The 19,023-nt window shown below is 72.9% G+C and carries 9 protein-coding genes; 8 read left to right on the top strand and 1 reads right to left on the bottom strand.

Going from position 1 to position 19,023, the window contains the following annotated elements:
- Nucleotides 1–63: 63 nt before the first annotated feature.
- Genes ABVB68_RS34655 through ABVB68_RS34625 form a run of 7 tightly spaced genes read left to right on the top strand, consistent with a single transcriptional unit; the run spans nt 64 to nt 16,985 of the window.
- Nucleotides 64–1,368: a condensation domain-containing protein gene (locus ABVB68_RS34655; protein ID WP_353605181.1), complete on the top strand. Its 1,305-nt coding sequence runs from the start codon at nt 64–66 to the stop codon at nt 1,366–1,368.
- A complete protein-coding gene (locus ABVB68_RS34650; RefSeq protein WP_353605180.1) occupies nt 1,358–7,954 on the top strand; it encodes a non-ribosomal peptide synthetase in 6,597 nt (2,198 codons plus the stop codon). Before ABVB68_RS34655 ends, ABVB68_RS34650 begins: the two co-directional genes overlap by 11 nt.
- Nucleotides 7,951–13,350, top strand: a complete 5,400-nt coding sequence (locus ABVB68_RS34645) for a non-ribosomal peptide synthetase (protein ID WP_353605179.1) — start codon at nt 7,951–7,953, stop codon at nt 13,348–13,350. Before ABVB68_RS34650 ends, ABVB68_RS34645 begins: the two co-directional genes overlap by 4 nt.
- Nucleotides 13,347–14,489, top strand: a complete 1,143-nt coding sequence (locus ABVB68_RS34640) for a saccharopine dehydrogenase NADP-binding domain-containing protein (protein WP_353605178.1) — start codon at nt 13,347–13,349, stop codon at nt 14,487–14,489. The genes ABVB68_RS34645 and ABVB68_RS34640 overlap by 4 nt, the downstream gene beginning before the upstream one ends.
- The gene (locus ABVB68_RS34635; protein WP_353605177.1) at nt 14,486–15,562 is read left to right on the top strand and encodes a Gfo/Idh/MocA family oxidoreductase; all 1,077 of its coding nucleotides are present in this window, start codon (nt 14,486–14,488) and stop codon (nt 15,560–15,562) included. Before ABVB68_RS34640 ends, ABVB68_RS34635 begins: the two co-directional genes overlap by 4 nt.
- Entirely contained in the window at nt 15,559–16,350 is a 792-nt protein-coding gene (locus tag ABVB68_RS34630) for a thioesterase II family protein (protein ID WP_353605176.1), read from the top strand. Before ABVB68_RS34635 ends, ABVB68_RS34630 begins: the two co-directional genes overlap by 4 nt.
- A complete protein-coding gene (locus ABVB68_RS34625; protein WP_353605175.1) occupies nt 16,347–16,985 on the top strand; it encodes an O-methyltransferase in 639 nt (212 codons plus the stop codon). Before ABVB68_RS34630 ends, ABVB68_RS34625 begins: the two co-directional genes overlap by 4 nt.
- Nucleotides 16,986–17,054: 69 nt before the next feature.
- On the opposite strand, the gene ABVB68_RS34620 is transcribed toward ABVB68_RS34625, so the two are convergent.
- Nucleotides 17,055–18,434: an FAD-binding oxidoreductase gene (locus ABVB68_RS34620; RefSeq protein ID WP_353605174.1), complete on the bottom strand. Its 1,380-nt coding sequence runs from the start codon at nt 18,432–18,434 to the stop codon at nt 17,055–17,057.
- A gap of 160 nt (nt 18,435–18,594) precedes the next feature.
- On the opposite strand from ABVB68_RS34620, the gene ABVB68_RS34615 reads away from it, so the two are divergent.
- The gene (locus ABVB68_RS34615; RefSeq protein WP_353605173.1) at nt 18,595–18,945 is read left to right on the top strand and encodes a VOC family protein; all 351 of its coding nucleotides are present in this window, start codon (nt 18,595–18,597) and stop codon (nt 18,943–18,945) included.
- Nucleotides 18,946–19,023 lie beyond the last annotated feature (78 nt).

Here is a 19,023-nt window from a genome sequence, read left to right as displayed (position 1 = left end):
GGTCCTCTCAGCTTTCTTTCAGCGGCGGCCGCGCGGGCGGCGACCGTCGTTACGTTGCCGGATGTGACAGCCACCGAGATCCGCCCGTCCGTGGGCCAGACCCTGCTCTGGTTCCTCGACCGCTACCGGGGCGAGGAGGGCGCGCTCAACTGCCCGGTGCTGTGCAGGTTGCGCGGCCCGCTCAACCGTGACCGGCTCCGGGAGGCGGTCGGCCAGGTGATGTCCCGGCACGAGGCGCTGCGCACCACCTTCACCGGCGGCGGCCACCGCCTCAAGGCGCTGGTGCACCCGGCCGTGTCACCGCGGATCCGCGAGGTGGACCTGACCGGCGAGCCGGATCCCGGGGCATGCGCCGACCGGGAGGCGGCCAGGGAACTGGGCACCCGGATCGACGCCACCGAAAGCGCCGTGCGCATCACCCTGTGGCGGCTCGCCGAGGACCATCACGTGCTCTGCTTCAACATGCACCACATGGTGACCGACTCGTGGTCCTGCAACGTGATCTTCGAGGACCTGTGCGCCGCGCTGGAGGGCAGGCCCTGCGGCGACGCCCCCGCGTACTCACGGTTCGCCGAGGAGCAGCGCGAGACCCTGGCCGGTCCTTCCGGGCAGCGGCTGAAGGCCTTCTGGAGCGAGCGCCTGAAGGACGTAACGCTGCCCCCGCTGCCGATCCGCCCGGCCACCGCGGGCGCGCCGCGCGACACCAGGCTCGTGCAGCACGTCCTGGACGCGCCGACGGTGACCGCGCTGGACGCCTTGGCCAAGCGGGAGCGGTCAACGAGGTTCGTGGCCCTGCTCACCGCCTACTACCGGGCCCTGCAGTCGGTCAGCGGCACCGAGGACCTGGCGGTGGCGACCCTGTTCGCCAATCGCAGCGCCGAACACCGGCGCACCGTGGGGTTCCTGGCCAACATGGTGCTGCTGCGGACCCGGCTGACCGGCGGCGACTTCACCGCGCACCTGCGGGCCACACACGGCACGGTGATGGAGGCGTTCATCCACCAGGCGCTGCCGTTCCAGATGCTGCCGATCAATCCGGGCGGCACCGACCGCCGGCTCGACGAGGTGGTGTTCCAGATGATGGCGGACCCGGTGTACTCCACCCGGGCCGGCGGCCTGGACATCGAGGTCTTGGTGCCCGACGACGTCGCCACCCGCTTCGAGCTGGAGCTGGTCGCCGTGCCCGACCGTGACACGGTGCGGGTGCTGCTGTTCTACAACCCCGACCGTTTCGACCCGGAGTTCGCCGAGTCGCTGCTCGCCGCGTACGTGGACATCTGCACGACCGCCGCCCGCACCGCGGCGCCCCACACCGACCACACCGGGGCGCGGCCCCGGCAGCGCACGGGAGGCCACGATGACCAGTGAGGTGACGGCGGGACGCGCGCTGTCCACCGAGGAGATCCGCGAAACCGTCGCCGCGCGGCTGGAACTCCCGGTCGCGGAGATCGGCTTGGACGAGGACCTCGTCACGCTCGGTCTGGACTCCCTCGGGATGATGAACCTGGCGGCCTCCTGGCAGGAGGCCGGTGTCGAAGTGACCTTCGGCGACCTGGTGGAGGAGCCCACCGTGCGCGCCTGGGCCGCGCTGCTGTCCGGGGCCGACGACGGCACGGGCCCGCGCCCGGAGGCGGAGCGGGACACGGACGCCGGGGCGGACGAGTTCCCGCTGGCCCCGATGCAGCACGCCTATTGGTCGGGCCGTCAGCCGGGTATGCCGCTCAACACCGGGTCGCACTTCTACTTCGAGTTCGACGTCACCGCCGACGTCGCGCGCTGGGACGGCGCGGTGGCCGCGGTGCGCCGCAGGCACCCCATGCTGCGGGCGGCCGTCGGAGAGGGGGGCCAGCGGATCCTGCCCGAATGCCGGGGGCTGGACGAGGTCGTCGACCTGCGGGGGCAGGAACAGCCCGAGCGCGAACAGCGCCTCGCGCGGCTGCGCGAGACCCTCTCGCACCAGACGCTGCCGCTCGCCGAGGGGGGCGGGCTCGACGTGCGGCTGGCGCTGCTGCCGGCCGGGAAGGGCCGGCTCTTCCTCGACATCGACATGATCGTCTGCGATGCGTCGAGCTTCCGGATCGTCGTCGGCGACCTGGCCCGCTGCTACGAGGACCCGGCCTGCGCACCCGCGCAGCCCGCCCTGACTTTCCCCGAGTACCGCCGCCTGGTCGACGAACACGGCCGGGAGCCCCGCCTGGAGGACGTCTCCTACTGGCGCGACCGCGCCGAGGACCTGCCCGAGGCGCCCCGCCTGCCGCTGGCCGCGCTGCCGGAGCGGATCGAGCGGGTGGACACGGTCCGGCGGCACGCCTGGCTGGCGCCGGAGACCTACGAACGGTTCTCCCAGCACGCGCGCAGCAACGGCCTGACGGTGTCGATGGCCGTCGCCGCCGCCTACGCGGACGTCCTCGCGGCCTGGAGCGAGGAGTCGGAGTTCCTGCTCAACCTGCCGGTGCTGAACCGGGTCCCGGTGCACCCGGACGTCGGCCGGATCGTCGGGGACTTCACCGATCTGCTGCTGCTCCAGGTGGCGCCGGACATGCGCCGCCCCTTCGTCGAGCGGGCCCAGACGGTGCAGGAGCAGTACCGGCACGATGCCGCGCACGCCACGTACGGTGGCACGTCGGTGCTGCGCGACCTCGCCAGGACCACCGCGGGGGCGAATCGGCGGGCGGGCGTCGTGTTCACCAGCGCGCTCAGCCTCGGTGAGCTGTTCGACGGGGCGACCCGTGCGGTGCTCGGCGCCCCGGTGTGGATGAGTTCGCAGACGTCGGGCGTGTGGATCGACCTGCAGCTGACCGAGCAGGACAACGGCATGCTGATCAACTGGGAGACCGCCGAGAACCTCTTCGAGGCCGGTGTTTCCGAGGCGATGTTCGGGGCCTTCGTCAACCGGGTGCGGCTGCTCGCCTCGCAGCCCAGTGCCTGGTGGGAGAGTCTGCCGGTGCGGCCGCCCGCCCCGCAGCTCCAGGCCCGCCGCAGCGCCAACGACACCCGCGCGGACCTGCCCCGCCGGGCGCTGCACCAGGAGTTCTTCCGGCAGGCTGCCGAGCGCGGCGGGGCGCCAGCGGCGCTCTGGGGCGACGGCCGGACGCTGACGTACGGGGAGCTCGCCGAGCGGGCCCTGCGGCTGGCCCACGTCCTGCGCACCGCCGGTGTCACCGCGGGCGACCGGGTCGTGATCACCCTGCCCAAGGGTGTCGAACAGGTGGTCGCGGTGCTGGCGGTGCACGCGCTGGGCGCGGCGTACGTGCCAGTGGGGACGGAACAGCCGGAGGCGCGGCGGCGCACCGTGGAGTCGTTGTCCGGCGCCCGATGCGCGGTGACCGCGGGGCCGGCCCGTGAGGCGGCCGACGGCCGGATCCCGCACATCGACGTGCGGTGCGCCACCGACCGTGACCTGCCGTCGCTGGACCGTCCGGTGGACGTCTCGCCGGACGCCCCCGCCTATGTGATCTTCACGTCCGGCTCGACCGGGGAACCGAAGGGCGTGGAGCTGACCCACGCGGCGGCTCACAACACGGTGGCCGCGCTGAACGAGCGCTACCGGATGGGCCCGGCCGACCGCACCCTGTGCCTGTCGGCGCTCGACTTCGACCTCTCCGTCTACGACATCTTCGGCCCGCTCAGCTGCGGCGGCGCGCTGGTCCTGGTCGACGACGAGGAGCGGCGTTCCCCCGAGACCTGGCTGCGCAGGGCGGCCGAGCACCGGGCCACCGTCCTCAACTGCGTGCCCGCCCTGCTCGACATGGCGCTGACCACGGCGTCGTCGCGGCCGGAGCCGGGCGGCTGGCCGTTCCGGCTCCAGCTGCTCGGCGGCGACTGGGCGGGGCTCGACCTGCCGGACCGGGTGCACGCGCTGCGCGCGGACAGCGTGTTCGTGGTCCTGGGCGGCACCACGGAGACCGCGATCCACTCGACCGTCCAGGAGGTCACGGAGGTGGATCCGTCCTGGGCCTCGATCCCGTACAACGTGCCGTTGCCCAACCAGTGCTGCCGGGTCGTCGACGAGCACGGCGGCGACCGTCCCGACTGGGTGGCCGGGGAGCTGTGGATCGGCGGGGCCGGGGTGGCCCGGGGGTACGTGGGCGCACCGGAGCTGTCCGCCGCGAAGTTCGTGGAGGCGGACGGCGCACGCTGGTACCGGACCGGCGACCGGGCCCGCTACCGGCCCGGGGCCGTGATCGAGTTCCTCGGCCGCGCCGACCTCCAGGTCAAGGTGAACGGCTACCGGATCGAACTCGGCGAGGTCGAGAGGGCGTTGGGACTGCACCCCGGGGTGCGCGACGTGGTGGTGACGCCGGTCACCGAGCATGGTGGGGCGCTGTACGCCCTGGTCACCCCGGGCACGGTCGACACGGAGGACGTGCTGGCCACCGCCGCCCGGCAGGTGCCCCCGTACATGGTCCCCGCCCGCGCGGTGGCCGTCGACGAGCTTCCGCTGAGCCGCAACGGCAAGATGGATCGCGCGCAGGCGGCGCGGGTGCTGGCGGCGACGGTGAGCGAGCGGTTGTCCGACGGCGTGTCGGACGCCCCGCGTGGCGCCGCGGAGGAAACGGTCGCCGCGCTGTGGGCGGACCTTCTCGGCTGCGGGCCTCTCGGCCGGAGCACCAACTTCTTCCACATCGGCGGTGACAGCCTTCAGGCCGCCCGTCTGCTGTCGGCCCTTCGCCGGCACGGGTACGAGGCCAGGCTCGGCGACCTGTTCACCCGTCCCACGGTGAGCGGCTTCGCCGGGACGCTGACGCGCTTTGAGGCTCACGGCCCCGGCACGGCCCCGGCCGACCCGGAACACCGGTACGAGCCCTTCCCGCTCACCGACGTGCAGCGCGCCTACTGGCTCGGCCGCGACCCCGACTTCGTCCTCGGCGGCGTCGCCTCGTACTGGTACTGGGAGTTCGAGAGCGACCGGGTCGACCTGGACCGACTGGAGGCCGCCTGGAACACGCTGGTGCGACGGCACGAGATGCTGCGCGCCGTGCTGGACGGCGAGGGCGGCCAGCGCATCCTGCCCGAGGTGCCGCACTACCGGTTCACGGTCACCCGCACCACCGCGGCCGACCACGAGGAGGCGGTCGCCGCGCTCGGGGACATGGCGCAGCAGGTGCTCGACGTGACCTCGTGGCCGCTGTTCGACGTGCGCGCCGTGCAACGGGACGACGGACGCACGGTGTTCGGTGTGGGCTTCGACTACGTGGTGCTCGACGCGCTGTCGATCATGACCATCTTCACCGAGCTGAACACGCTCTACACCGACCCCCGTCGGGAACTGCCGCCGCTGGAGCTGTCCTTCCGCGACTACCTGCTCGCCCAGCGGACCGACCCCGCCGCGAAGGCGCGGGACGAGGAGTACTGGCTGGAGGCGATCGAGGAGCTGCCCCAAGCTCCGGCACTGCCCACGGTCCTGGGCCCCGAGCGCGTCGACCGGCCGCGGTTCGTGCGCGACGAGTTCCGTATCGACGCGGCGACCTGGGCGAAGCTCCGCCGCCGCACGGCCGCCGAGGCGCTGACCGCGTCGATGGTCGTGGCGGCCGCCTTCGCCGAGGTGCTGGCGATGTGGAGCGCCGAGACCTCGCTGACGCTCAACCTGACGGTCTTCGACCGGCAGGACGTGCATCCCCAGGTGAACCAGGTGGTCGGCGACTTCACCTCGCTGCTGCTGCTCGGTCACGACAGCCGTCCCGGCAGCTCCTGGGCCGACACGGTGCGCCGGTTGCAGGAGCAGGCGTGGCAGGGCATCGAGCACCGGAACGTCTCCACCACCTGGGTGCTCCAGCAACTGGCCCGGCGCTCCGGGGGCGGACAGATGCTCATGCCGGTGGTGTTCACCTCCACGCTCGGGGTGAGCGCCGGCTTCAAGGACCTCTCCTTCGGGTTCGGCGAGCTGCGCCGCGGACTCTCCCAGAGCCCGCAGGTCGCCCTGGACTGCCAGGTGGTGGAGCGCGACGGCGGACTCTGCGTCAACTGGGACCATGTCGAGGGCCTCTACAGTCCCGGGGTGATCCCGGCGGCCCTGGAGGCGATGCGCCGGCTGCTGGTGGCGCTCGCCGACACCGACTGGTCCCGCCCGGCCCCGCCGATCGCCCTGCCCGAGGCGCAGGCGGCCGTCCGCGCCGAGGTGAACGCCACCGCCGTGACCCGCCCCGCGCGTACGCTGCACGAGCCGGTCCTCGACGTCGCCCGCCGTACCCCCGACGCCGTGGCGGTGCGCACCCCGTCCGGCGAGGCCCTGGCCTACGCCGAACTGGCCCACCGGGCGCTCGGTGTCGCCGGACACCTGGTGTCGCTCGGGGCGCGGCCGGGCGAGACCGTCGTCGTCTCGCTGCCGAAGGGGCCCGAGCAGGTCGTCGCGGTGCTCGGCGTCCTGGCCGCGGGATGCGTGTACGTGCCGGTGGGAGTGGGGCAGCCGGCCGCGCGCCGCAACCGGATCGTGCGGTCCGCCGGGGCGCGTCTCGCCCTGGTCGCGGACCGCCCGGCGTCCGGCGGGGACTGGGACGGGGCGGTGCGGCTGGTGCCGGTGGCCGAGGCGTCGGCGGCCGCACCGCTCGCGCAGCCGGTGCCGGTCGGCCCGGGACAGCTCGCGTACGTCATCTACACGTCAGGCTCCACCGGCGAGCCCAAGGGGGTGGAGATCACCCACGCGGCCGCCGCCAACACCATCGACGACGTCAACGCCCGCTACGGCTTGGGGCCCGCCGACGTGGTCCTCCAGGTCTCGGCCCTCGACTTCGACCTGTCCGTCTACGATCTGTTCGGACTGCTCGCGGTGGGCGGCACCGTGGTGACCCTCACCGAGGACGTCCGGCGGGAGGCGGCCGTCTGGGCCCGTCTCGCCGCCGAACACGGGGTCACGGTGTGGAACACGGTGCCCACCCTGCTCGACATGCTGCTGGTGGCCTGCGAGTCGGGCGTGAGCCTGCCGGGGCTGCGGGTGGCGATCGTCTCCGGTGACTGGGTCGGGCTGGATCTCTGCGACCGGCTGCGGACCAGTGCCCCGAACGCCCTGCTCGTCGCCATGGGCGGCGCCACCGAGGCGTCGATCTGGTCGAACGCCCACGAGGTGACCGCCGTCGATCCCGCGTGGGTGTCGGTCCCGTACGGGCGTCCGCTGGGCAACCAGCGCTTCCGCGTGGTCGACGCGCACGGCCGGGACCGGCCCGACTTCGTGCCCGGCGAGCTGTGGATCGGGGGCTCCGGTGTGGCGCTCGGTTACCGCGGCGACCCGGACCGCACCGCGGCCTCCTTCGTCGCGGCCGGGGGCGAGAGGTGGTACCGCACCGGTGACCTGGGCCGCTACCACCCCTCGGGGATCCTGGAGTTCCTGGGCCGGCGCGACCACCAGGTGAAAGTGCGCGGACACCGGATCGAGCTCGGCGAGATCGAGACCGGGCTGCGCGAACTGCCCGGTGTGGCGAGCGCGGTGGCCTGGGTCGACGTCAGCGCCGGGGTGCACCGCCTGGCCGCGGTCGTCACCCCGGAGCAGGGCGCGGAACCCGCTCCGGCAAGGGAGATGCTGGCGGCGCTGACCGCGCGCCTGCCCGCCCATATGCTCCCCGAACACCTCACCGTCGTCGAGCGGCTGCCGCTGAACGCGAACGCCAAGGTCGACCGCGCCGCCGTCGCGCGGACGTACGGGCTGCGTCACACGGCGCGGGAACCCGCGGTGGACGACCGTCCGCAGGGGGACACCGAACGCGCGGTGGCCGAGGTGTGGGCCGATCTGCTGGAGGCCCCCGGGGCGGGCCGCAGCGACGACTTCTTCGGCCTCGGCGGTGACAGTCTCACCGCCACCCGGATCATCCGGCAGTTCACCAAGCGCTTCGGCGTGGAGCTCTCGCTGCGCCAGCTGTTCAACCACCCGACCATCGCCGGGATCGCCGCCGTCCTCGACGCCGAGATCTCCGGCAGCCACCCGCGCCGACCCTCCGTCCGACTGGAAGAAGGTGTCCTGTGACCGCCGCCGACATCATCAGCGAACTCGAGCAGGCCGGACTGCACCTGTGGGAGGACGAGGGCAAACTCCGGTTCCGCGGCCCGGAAGGGGTCATGACTCCCGAGCGCCGGGCCCTGCTCTCCGGCCGCCGGGAGGACGTGCTCCGGGTGCTGCGCGAGCGCAGCCCGCAGCAGGTGCGCCCCGATCCCGACGCGGCCCACGAGCCGTTCCCGCTCACCGAGGTCCAGTCGGCCTACCTGCTGGGCCGCCGGGGCGCCTTCGAGTACGGCTCGGTCCCCTGCCACGCCTACGGCGAGCTGGAGTTCCCCGCGCTGGAGCAGGACCGGCTGCTGCCGGCCTGGCAGCGCGTGGTCGACCGGCACGAGATGCTGCGCGTGGTCATCGACTACGACGGCTACCAGCGGGTGCTGAAGGATCCGCCCGCCCCCGTCATCGGCTGGCACGACGCGACCGCGCTGCCCCCGGCGGCGGGCGAGGAGATCCTACGCGAGGTCCGCGGCCGGCTCTCCGCGGAGTCCAAGGACGTCACCGCGTGCCCTCTGTACTCGCTGGAGGTCACCGAGTTCGCCGACCGGGCCGTCCTGCACTTCTCCATCGACTTCCTGATCGCGGACTACGTGAGCATCTACCGGCTGCTGGACGAGTTCGGCAGGTTCTACGAGGACCCGGACGCCGCTCTCCCGGCCCCTGGGATCACGTTCCGCGACTATCTGCGGGCGGAACGGGCGGTACGTCAGGGGCCCGCGTACGAGCGCGACCGCGGCTACTGGACGGCGCGCCTGGACAGTCTGCCGCCCGCCCCCGAACTGCCGTTGGTCGACCGGCCCAGCCGACAGGGCGCGGCCGGTTTCACCAGGCGCGAGCTGGAGCTGGAGCCGGAGCGGTGGTCGGCGCTCAAGAATCGTGCCGGGAAGCAGCGGATCTCCGCCTCGACGGCCGTGATGGCCGCGTACGCCGAGGTGATCGGCCGCTGGAGCCGCAGCCCCCGGTTCACGCTCGACGTGACGGTGCTCAGCCGGCTTCCGCTGCACCCGAACGTGGGCGACGTCGTGGGCGACTTCACCTCCGTCGAGCTGCTGGCCGTCGACGGCGGCTGCGCCGACACCTTCGCCGGACGCGCCCGCAGGGCGGGTGAGCAGCTCTTCGAGGACCTCGACCACCGGCTGTTCTCGGGCGTGGAGGTGCTGCGCGAGCTGACCCGCCGCCGGGGCCAGCAGGGTTCGCTGATGCCGGTGGTGTTCACCAGCGCCATCGGACTCTCCGACGGTCTCGCTCCGCAGGGCATGATGCGCTCCCGGATCCAAAACGGCATCAGCCAGACGCCGCAGGTCTGGGTGGACTGCCAGGCGATGGAGGCAGGGGGCGCGCTGCTCGTCAACTGGGACGTGCGGGACGACACCGTGCCCCAGCCGGTCCTCGACGACATGTTCGCCGCGTTCCGCGACCTCCTGCACCGGCTCGCGGACGGGGACGAGGCGTGGGAGGGCGACCCGCTCACCCTGCCCGCCCACCAGGCGCGGCGGCGCGCGGCCGTCAACGACACGGACCGGCCCCTGAGCGACGCGCTGCTGCACCGGGCGCTGCTCGACGCGGCAGGCCGGCACCCAGACAGGACGGCCGTGATCGACCACCGCGGGAGCGTCGACTACGCGACGCTGACCGGCCGGGCCGCCGCCGTGGCCGCCGAGCTCACCGCGCGGGGCCACCGGCCGCACCAGCGGGTCGCGGTGGTGCTGGAGAAGGGCTGGGAGCAGGTCGCCGGGGCGCTTGGGGTGCTGCTGGCCGGCGGCACGTACGTGCCGGTCGAGGCGGGCCAGCCCGACGCCCGGCGCAACAGGATCATCGAGTCCGCCGGGATCGGCCTGGTGGTCGCGCACAGCACGGTCGGCGGCGAACTGCCCGCAGGGGTCGGACGTATCGACGTGGACGGCCTGTCCACGGCCGCCTTCGACGAGGTCGCCACGGTATCCCCGGACGACTCGGCGTACGTCATCTTCACCTCGGGCTCGACCGGCGTGCCGAAGGGCGTGGAGATCAGTCACCGGGCAGCGGTCAACACCCTGGACGACGTGTGCCGCAGGTTCGGGATCGGCCGCGACGACGTGGCGCTGGGGCTGTCGAGCCTGGGCTTCGACCTGTCGGTCTTCGACGTCTTCGGCGTCCTCGGCCGGGGCGGCACCCTGGTGCTGCCCGACCCGGAGCGGCGCAGCGACCCCTCGCACTGGGCCGAACTGATCACCGGCCACGGGGTGACGGTGCTGAACACGGTGCCCGCCCAGATGATGCTGCTGGAGGAGTACCTGCGCGGTGACGGCCGCGACTGCGCGAGCGTGCGCCTCGGCATGATGTCGGGCGACTGGATACCCGTGACGCTCCCCGACGGCGTCCGCGCGCGGCTCCCCCGGGTGGAGCTGTACAGCCTCGGCGGCGCCACCGAGGCGTCGATCTGGTCGATCTTCCACCCGATCGGCGAGGTCGACCCGACGGCTCCGAGCATCCCGTACGGCACTCCGCTGGAGAACCAGCGCTTCCACGTGCTCGACGCGTTCCTGCGGCCCTGCCCCGACCTCGTCGTGGGCGACCTGTACATCGCCGGCGCCGGTCTCGCCAAGGGCTACCTGGGCGACCCGGAGAAGACCGCGGCGAGCTTCTTCGCGCTGCCGAACGGCGAGCGGGTCTACCGCACCGGCGACCTCGCCCGCTATCTGCCCGACGGCACCCTGGAGTTCATCGGCCGCGACGACCGGCAGGTCAAGATCCGCGGCCACCGTATCGAGCTGGCCGAGGTGGAGTCGGCACTGGCCGCCGATCCGAAGGTCGAAGCAGTGGCGGTGGCCACGCAGGGCGAGCGCAACGACCGCAGGCTGGTCGCCTTCGTCTCGCCCGCGCCCGCCGACCCGGCCGGCCAAGCCGTGGACACGGCCCTGGTGCCCGAGGTGCTGGCGGCCGCCGAGGAGATCCGCGACGGGGTGGACGTCGCCAAGGTGGTCGAGTTCGCGGCCGTGCTCGACGACGCGGCGCTGCGCCGCATGGTCGACGTCCTGCGCCAGGAAGGCGTGTGGCCGGACACCGCGACGCGTCACAGCACCTCCGAGATCATGCGGCTGGCCAGGGTGGCACCCCGGCACGAGCGGCTGGTGCGCCGCTGGCTGGCCGCCTGCGTGGAGAACGGCTACCTGGACCGGGCCGCGGACGGCACCTTCGGCTGCCTGCGCCTGGTCGCCCCCGAGGACGTGGAGCAGGCGTGGCGTGAGGTCGACCGGCTGCTGCCGGAGGCCAACGACCGTCCCGAGCTGGTGAACTACTTCAAGCTCGCGGCCACCCACCTGCCTGAGCTGATGCGCGACGAGCGGGACCCGTTGCGGATGCTCTTCCCCGAGGGCGACCTGAGCATCCACGAGGCCGCCTACATGGAGGGCTTCCTCTCCCGCTACCTCAACCGGCTGGCCACCTCCACCGTGCTGGGCGTGGCCCGGCGCAACACCTCCGGCCGCCCGCTGCGCGTGCTGGAGGTCGGCGCGGGCGTCGGCGGCACCAGTGTCGACACCATCCCGGCGCTGGACGGCGAGAACGTCCGCTACACCTTCAGCGACGTGTCGCAGTTCTTCCTGAACAAGGCGGGCGAGAGGTTCGCCGAACACCCCTGGGTGGACTACGCGCTCTTCGACTTCAACGAGCCGTACCGCGAACAGGGCGTCAGGCCGAACTCGGTGGACGTGATCCTGTGCGGCAACGTCATGCACTACGCGAAGGACGCCCGCGCGGTCCTGCGCCGGATGCGCGAGGCGCTGGTGCCCGGCGGATGGCTGGTCTTCATCGAGACGACCCGCGACAACTACCAGATCCTCACCTCGATGGAGTTCCTCTTCGACGCCACCGCCGGGGACTTCCAGGACGTGCGCCACGGCAAGGACCAGACCTTCATCGGCCGCGGGCAGTGGTACGACATGCTCGCCGAGGCCGGCGCCGACCTGGAGTTGTGCGTCCCGGCACCGGAGGACGAGCTGGCGCGCATCGGGATGCACGTCTTCGCGGCCCGTTTCAAGACCGACCGCGAGCCGCTCGACACCGAGGAACTGTCCCGGCGGCTCGCCGAGCGGCTCCCGGCGGAGATGATCCCGTCGCGCTTCGAGGTGCTGGACGCGCTGCCCCTGACCGACAACGGCAAGGTCGCCCGCGCCACCCTGGCCCGGTGGGCAGGGGAACACGGCACGGCGGGCGCCGCGGTCGCCGCAGAGAACGTGCGCGAGGCCGGCGAACTGGAGCTGGCCGTCGCCGCGGTGTACGCGGAGGTACTCCGCGAGTCGGAGGTGCCGCTCGACACCAACTTCTACGCGCTCGGCGGGGATTCGCTGCTCGCCGCCCAGCTCGTCACCGCGCTGCGCGAGCAGGTGCCGGTCGCGGCCGAGGTCTTCTTCGACGAGCTGCTGCGCGAGCTGCTGGGCGGCGCGTCGGTGCGCGAGCTGTCCGCGTTCCTCCAGCAGGGGCAGGACCTGGCCGAGGAGAGCGGGGCCGGTGAGGAGCTGGTGCTGACCGGGACGGCGGACGCGCTCGGCAACCCGGTGCACGTCCTGGTCGGCGACGGTCTGGGCGGCCACGTGGAGCGGCTCGCCGCCGGCCTCGGGACGCGGGACCCGGTGGTGGTGGTGCCGCCGGTGCGGGTGACCGAGGGGCAGAGCCTGGACGACGCGGCGCAGGAGATCGTGGCGCGGCTACGGGTGTTGAGCCCGGGCCCGTTCCACCTGGTCGGCGCGCACAGCGGGGGTGTGCTGGCGCTCGCCATCGCCCAGCAGCTGGTCGAGCTCGGCACCCCGGTGTGCGGGCTGACCGTGCTGAGCAGCTACCCGCTGCCCGCCACCGTGCGCGACGACGTCCTGGAAGAGGCTCTGTTCTGCCTGGACCGCGGGCAGGACCCGGCCGCCCTGGGCTACCCGGACATCCCCGCTCTCGGATCGGCGCTCGCCGAGCTGGCCCCCGTCGGTGACATCCCGCCCGGTGCGCTGGCCGGGCTGGCGGGCCGCGGCGAGCCGGAGCTGCGGGCCGTCGGCGAGACGGCCGCCGCGCTCGGCACGCGCCCGCGCGGGGAGCGGCTGGCCGCACTCGCCATGGCTGTGGGGCTCGGCGCGGAGGAACTCGGTGAACACCTCGCGCGGGGCCGGGCGCTGGCGGCCCGCGTCGTCGCCCACGACCCCGGTCTGTACACCGGGGAGGCCCGCCTGCTGGTGCACGACGAGGAGTCCCCCGTCTGGCCCGCGATGACCGCCGACATGACCGCCCTGTGGGAGTCGGTGTGCGTGGGCGGACTCGTGCGGCAGACCGTGCCCGGCGACCACTTCACCTGCCGTGAGCTGGTCACCTCCGATGTGATCGACCTGCCCGATGAGGAGAACGCGTGAGCGAGCACAGCACCCCGTCGGTCGCGGTGGTCGGCTCCTACGGTGCCGTCGGCGCGGCCGCCGTACGGACCATCGCCGACCGCCTGCCGGACGCCGTCGTGCGGCTCGGCGGGCGCGACCGCGGCCAGGCCGAGACCCTGCTGGCCAAGTCCGGGCTGCGCGGCGAGGCGGTCGAGGTGGACCTGTACGACGGCCGGTCGCTGGCCGGGTTCTGCCGCGGCGCGCGGGTCGTCCTCAACTGCGCGGGCCCGTCCTACCAGGTCCTCGACCGGGTGGCCTGGGCCGCGGCGGCGGCCGGCGCCGACTACGTCGACCCGGGCGGTGACGAACCCCTGCTGGAGGCGCTGACCCGGCCGGGCACCTTCACCGGTACCGCCGTCATCACGGCGGGCATGCAGCCGGGCCTGACCGGTCTGCTCCCCCGCCACCTGTGCTCCACCATGAGCCACCCACGACGGCTGACGGCCTACGTCGGCACGATGGACCGGCTCACTCCGGCCGGAGCCGCCGACTACCTGCTGTCCATGGGCGGGGCGTACGGGGAGGCCCGCGGGGCGATCAGGGGCGGCATCCGCGTGGAGCGCGAACTGGAGCCGCGGACCGGCGTCGAACTGGCCTACGCGCGCAACCGGGTGGACGTCTACCCGTACCTGAGCTTCGAGTCCGCGCGGCTCCCCGAGGTCACCGGGCTCACCGAGATCGACTGGTACAACGTCTTCGACGGCGGCACGCACATGATGAACTGCCTGAGCAGACTCCAGGGGGCGATGCGCGGCGAGTCCGCTCTCGCCGAGGCGGCCGAGGAACTCACCCGCGCGGCGGCGCTCGACCTGTTCGGCAGGGACCCGTTCCAGCTCATGCTGTTCGAGGTGACCGGCACCGACGGCGCCGGACGCCCGGCCACCCGCAGCCTGGCCCTGCGCGCCAGCGACACCTACGCCCTGACCGGGCTCGCCAGTGCACTGGCCGTGCTGGCGGTGCTCGACGGCAGGAAGGGTCCGGGCGTGCACTTCGGCTCCGACGTACTCGACGCCGAGACCGTGCTCGCCGCTCTGCGGGCCGAGCCCGCGGTCGAGCTGCTGGAGCTCCTCGACCGGCCGATCCTCGCGGACCGTGCCATGGAGGAGGGCGAGCTGTGACCCGCCCGCGCGTCCTGGTGGCCGGTACCGGCTTCGGCCGTGCCTACCTGGCGGCCTTCGAACGGGCGGACTTCGGCTTCGAGCTGGCCGGGATCCTCGCGTCCGGCGGTGCCCGCAGCCGCGCCTGCGCCGCGCACCACGGCGTACCGCTGTGGACCACGGTCGAGGAGGTGCCCGACGACGTCGACCTGGCCTGTGTGGTGATCGGCGGGGTGATGAACGGCGGCCCCGGGCCCCGTATCTCCCAGGCGCTGATGCGCCGCGGCGTGCACGTGCTGCAGGAACACCCTCTGCATCCGGATGAGTTGGCACAGTGCCTGCGCGCCGCCACCGAATCCGGAGTGGTGTTCCGACTGAACACGCACTATCCCCACGTGGAGCCGGTGCACCGGTTCATCGGCGCCGCCCGCGAACTGGTCGCCCGGCAGCGGCCGCTGTTCCTCGACGTAACCTGCGCCTTCCAGGTGCTCTACACGGTCTTCGACATCCTGGGCCAGGCGCTGGGGTCGATCCGCCCGCACGGGGTCGACGGGGTGCTCGCGGAGGTGCCGGAGGCGCCGTACCGGAGCCTGACCGGCCGCTTCGCCGGTGTCCCGATGTCCTTCCGGCTCCAGAACGAGCTGGTGCCCTCCGACCCGGACAACTACAGCCACCTCTTCCACCGCGTCACCCTCGGCACGGACGGCGGGCACCTCACCCTGGTCAACACGCACGGCCCCGTGCAGTGGAGCATGCGCCCGCACATGCCGGGCGACATGCGGGACCTGGTGAGCTTCGGCGACTCCGCCGCCCCACACCTCAAGGTGCCGAGCGTGGAGCATCTGGGTCCGGCGCAGGGCGCCTCATACAGCGAGGTGCTGCGCGACCTGTGGCCGCAGGCCACGGCACGAGCCATCGCGGCGACCTGGGACGAGGTCCGGTCGCACGCCGACAGCCGGGGGCACGTGCAGTACCACATGACCCTGGCGAAACTGGCGATGCGCGTGAGCGAGGCATGCGGACCGGTGCGCCTGCGTCACCCGAAGGCGCCGCCGGAACTCCTCACCGCCTCGGACCTGCTGGAGGCCCCATGAGCACCGGTGTCCCGAACCCGTGGCTGCGCTGCTACTTCCCCCGGCCCGCGGCCGCGCGGCGCCTCGTGTTCTTCCCGCATGGCGGCGGGGCGGCGAGCTTCTACCGCCGGCTCGCGCGCGACCTGCCTGAGGACGTCGAGGGCATGGTGGTGCAGTACCCGGGCCGGGAGGACCGCATCGGCGAACCCTGCTGCACCGACATGCCCGGCCTGGTGGAGCCGCTGGCCAAGGCACTCACCCAACTGGACGACAAACCGGTGTGGTTCTTCGGGCACAGCATGGGCGCCTCCGTCGCGTACGAGGTCACCCTGCTCCTCGGCACGGCGGGCGAAGCGCTCCCGAAGCGGCTGATCGTCTCCGGCCGGCCGGGCCCGGCCCGGCAGCGCCCGGACGACAAGCACCTGGACGACGAGCGGCTGTGGAACGACGTGTGCCGGCTCGGCGGGACTGACGCGCGGTTGCTGGAGCTGCCGGGCCTGCGCGAGTTGACGCTGCCGATGCTCCGCGCCGACTACCGGCTGGTGGGCACCTACCGTCCCGGGACGGGCCGCGACCTGTCGGTGCCGGTGAGCGTCTGCTACGGCGCCGAGGACCCCGAGGTCGAGGCGGCCGACGCTGCGGCCTGGGCCGAGGCCACCTCGGCGCGGACCGAGCTGACGACGTTCCCGGGCGGCCACTTCTACCTGCGCGATCCCGCCCACGAGGAGCTGACGCACTGGCTGTCCGCGCGGCTGCGCGGACAGCACCGGCAGACCCACACCGACCCCGCGGGAAGGAACCGGGAATGATCGTACGACCCGTCGTGGAGAAGTACGCCGAGGAGGTCTCCTCCCCCGCGCCGCCCTGGCTGGCCGCCCTGGTGGCCGACACCGAGGCCGAGACGGACCTGCCGGCCATGATGGTGGGGAGTCTGGAGGGCGAGTTCCTGGCCTCCCTGGTGTCCGCCCTGCGGCCCCGCCGCATCCTGGAGATCGGTACCTTTACTGGCTACTCCGCTCTCTGCATGGCCCATGCGATGCCGGACGACGCCGAACTCCACACCTGCGAACTGAGCCCGCTGCACGCCTCGATCGCGCGCAAGCACTTCGCGGCCTCTCCCTGGGCCGAGCGGATACACCTGTGGGAGGGCCCGGCCCTGGCGTCGGTCGGAGACCTGCCCGGCCCCTTCGACCTGGTCTTCGTCGACGCCGACAAGCCCGGGTACATCGACTACTACGAGGCGGTGCTGCCGAAGCTGTCCCCGCACGGACTGATCCTGGCCGACAACGTCCTCCAGTTCGGCGGCGTCGCCAACGAGCGGGACCAGCAGCCCGACACCGTCGCGATGCGCGCGTTCAACGCGCACGTCGCGGCCGACCCCCGGGTGCGGCAGAGCGTGCTCACCGTGCGCGAGGGCGTGAGCGTCATCCGGCGGGCCGGCTGACCGGAACCGCGTGCACGCGACGGCGCCCGGACCCCGTGCGGGGTCCGGGCGCCGTCGTACGCGTCGGGCTCAGCCCGCCGGCTTGATGTTGTTGTTCGTGTGGAAGAAGTTCTCGGGGTCGTAGACCGCCTTGATCCGGGTCAGCCGCTCGTAGTTGGTGCCGTAGGCGTCCTCGATGCGCTCGGCCGAGTCGGCGCCCAGGTGGTTGGCGTAGACCGCGCCGGTGGTGTACGGCAGGAGTTCGGCGTACACCTTCTCGGTCCACTCGACGGCCTCTTCGTCCTTGGCCGGGTCGGTCCAGGAGGTGAGGATGCTGGTCAGGTAGCCCTCGCGGTGCAGGAAGGGGGTCTCGGACGCCGGTACGTTCGACATGACACCGCCCATCAGGCCGCCGCCGACCAGGCTCCGCTCGGACGGGGCGTTGACGAACCCGTCGGCGAGGATCTGCAGCGGCTCGTCGCGCAGCTCGGGCAGCAGGAACGAGCGTGGGTAGTACCGGTGCCCGGCGACGGTGTTCTCGTCGAGCATCCGCTGCACGGCCACGTACGGCATCAGGCCGCAGTGGTCGAGGAGCGCCCCGGTGCCGAGTCCGCGCATCTGGCCGATCAGGGCCTCGGTGGACTCGTCGGGGGCCGCGTGCACGAAGCCCAGGCCGATCGCCGGTGCGCCGCCCGGGGCGGTGAGGAAGGCGAAGGAGGTGGTCAGCTCGTCGGGGGCGGTCCGGTTGAACTCGTCGAGCTGCCGGGCCACGTCCGCAGTCTGGTCGATGGGGAAGGCGAGCAGCCCCGCCATGCAGTCGCCCTGCGGGTGCAGGTCGAACTCGAAGCGGGTGGCCACGCCGAAGTTGCCGCCGCCGCCCCGGATCGCCCAGAACAGATCGGGGTGGTCCTCGGCGGTGGTGGTCACCAGCTCTCCGCTCGCGAGCACGATGTCGGCGGAGACCAGGTTGTCCACGAGCAGGCCCCGGTAGCGGGCGAGCCAGCCGAGGCCGCCGCCCAGGGTGAGGCCGCCGATGCCGATGTACGACTCCTGGGAGCCGGTGACGGCGAGCCCGAAGCTCGTGGTCTCGGCGTCGACGTCGCCCTGCTGCAGGCCCGGCTGGACGACCAGACGGCGCTTGGCCGGATCGACCCGTATGCCGCGCAGCCGGGAGGTGTCGAGCAGCAGTCCGCCCTCGACGGTGCCGGTGCCGGCGAAGCAGTGGCCACCGCCCTTGACGGCCAGCTCGACGTCGTTCTCGCGCGCGAAATCGACGACCTTGACGACGTCGGACGCGCCGTCCACCTGGACGATCGCCCCGGGGCTCTTCTGGAAGTAGCCGTTCCAGATCTGCTTGCGCTCCTCGTAGTCGGCGTCCTGCGCGGTGATGATCCGGCCCCTGACCGCCTCACCGAGTTCCGTGAGCCTGGATTCCGGGATGGCCGTACCGGTCGCGGTGACGAGTCCCACGTCAGTCCTCCTTCGGGGTTGGCGAGTTCGGCCCGCGCGCCCGCGCGCGAGGAGGCCGATGCGAGGAGAACGTACGGCCGCCGAAGGGCCCGCGACACGGGCGTGAAAGAGGGCGGAAAGGCTCCCGGGGGCACGCGGTGCGCTGGTTACGCTGGCGGACATGTCTGCACTCCGCGCGATGCCGCTGCTCACGGTGAGCGACCTCGATTCCGCAGTGGAAGCCCACATCCGGGTCACCGGGATGGAAGTGATCATGAATCACGGCTGGATCGCCACCCTCGCCCCGCCGGCCGACCACTCCGTGCAGGTCAGCCTCATCACCAAGGACCCCACCGGGCCGGTGAACCCGGCGGCCTCCATCGAGGTGGAGGACCTCGACGCGGCCCTCGCGGGGGCCCGCGCCGCCGGTCTGGAGATCCTCTACGGGCCCGCGGACGAGGAGTGGGGCGTACGGCGCTTCTTCTACCGGGACCGCGACGGCAACGTCGTCAACGTCCTCGCCCACCTCTGACCGCCGTGGCACCCGCCTTCCGCAACCCCTCCCCCGCCCATGCCGGCCGCGGCCGGTCTCCCGCGCGCGGGAGACCGG

The sequence above is a fragment of the Streptomyces sp. NPDC096012 genome, assembly GCF_040426375.1.
In the GTDB taxonomy this organism is placed as follows: domain Bacteria; phylum Actinomycetota; class Actinomycetes; order Streptomycetales; family Streptomycetaceae; genus Streptomyces.
The sequence above is the reverse complement of the archived record's forward strand: the minus strand, read 5'-3'. Positions and strand labels throughout refer to the sequence as shown.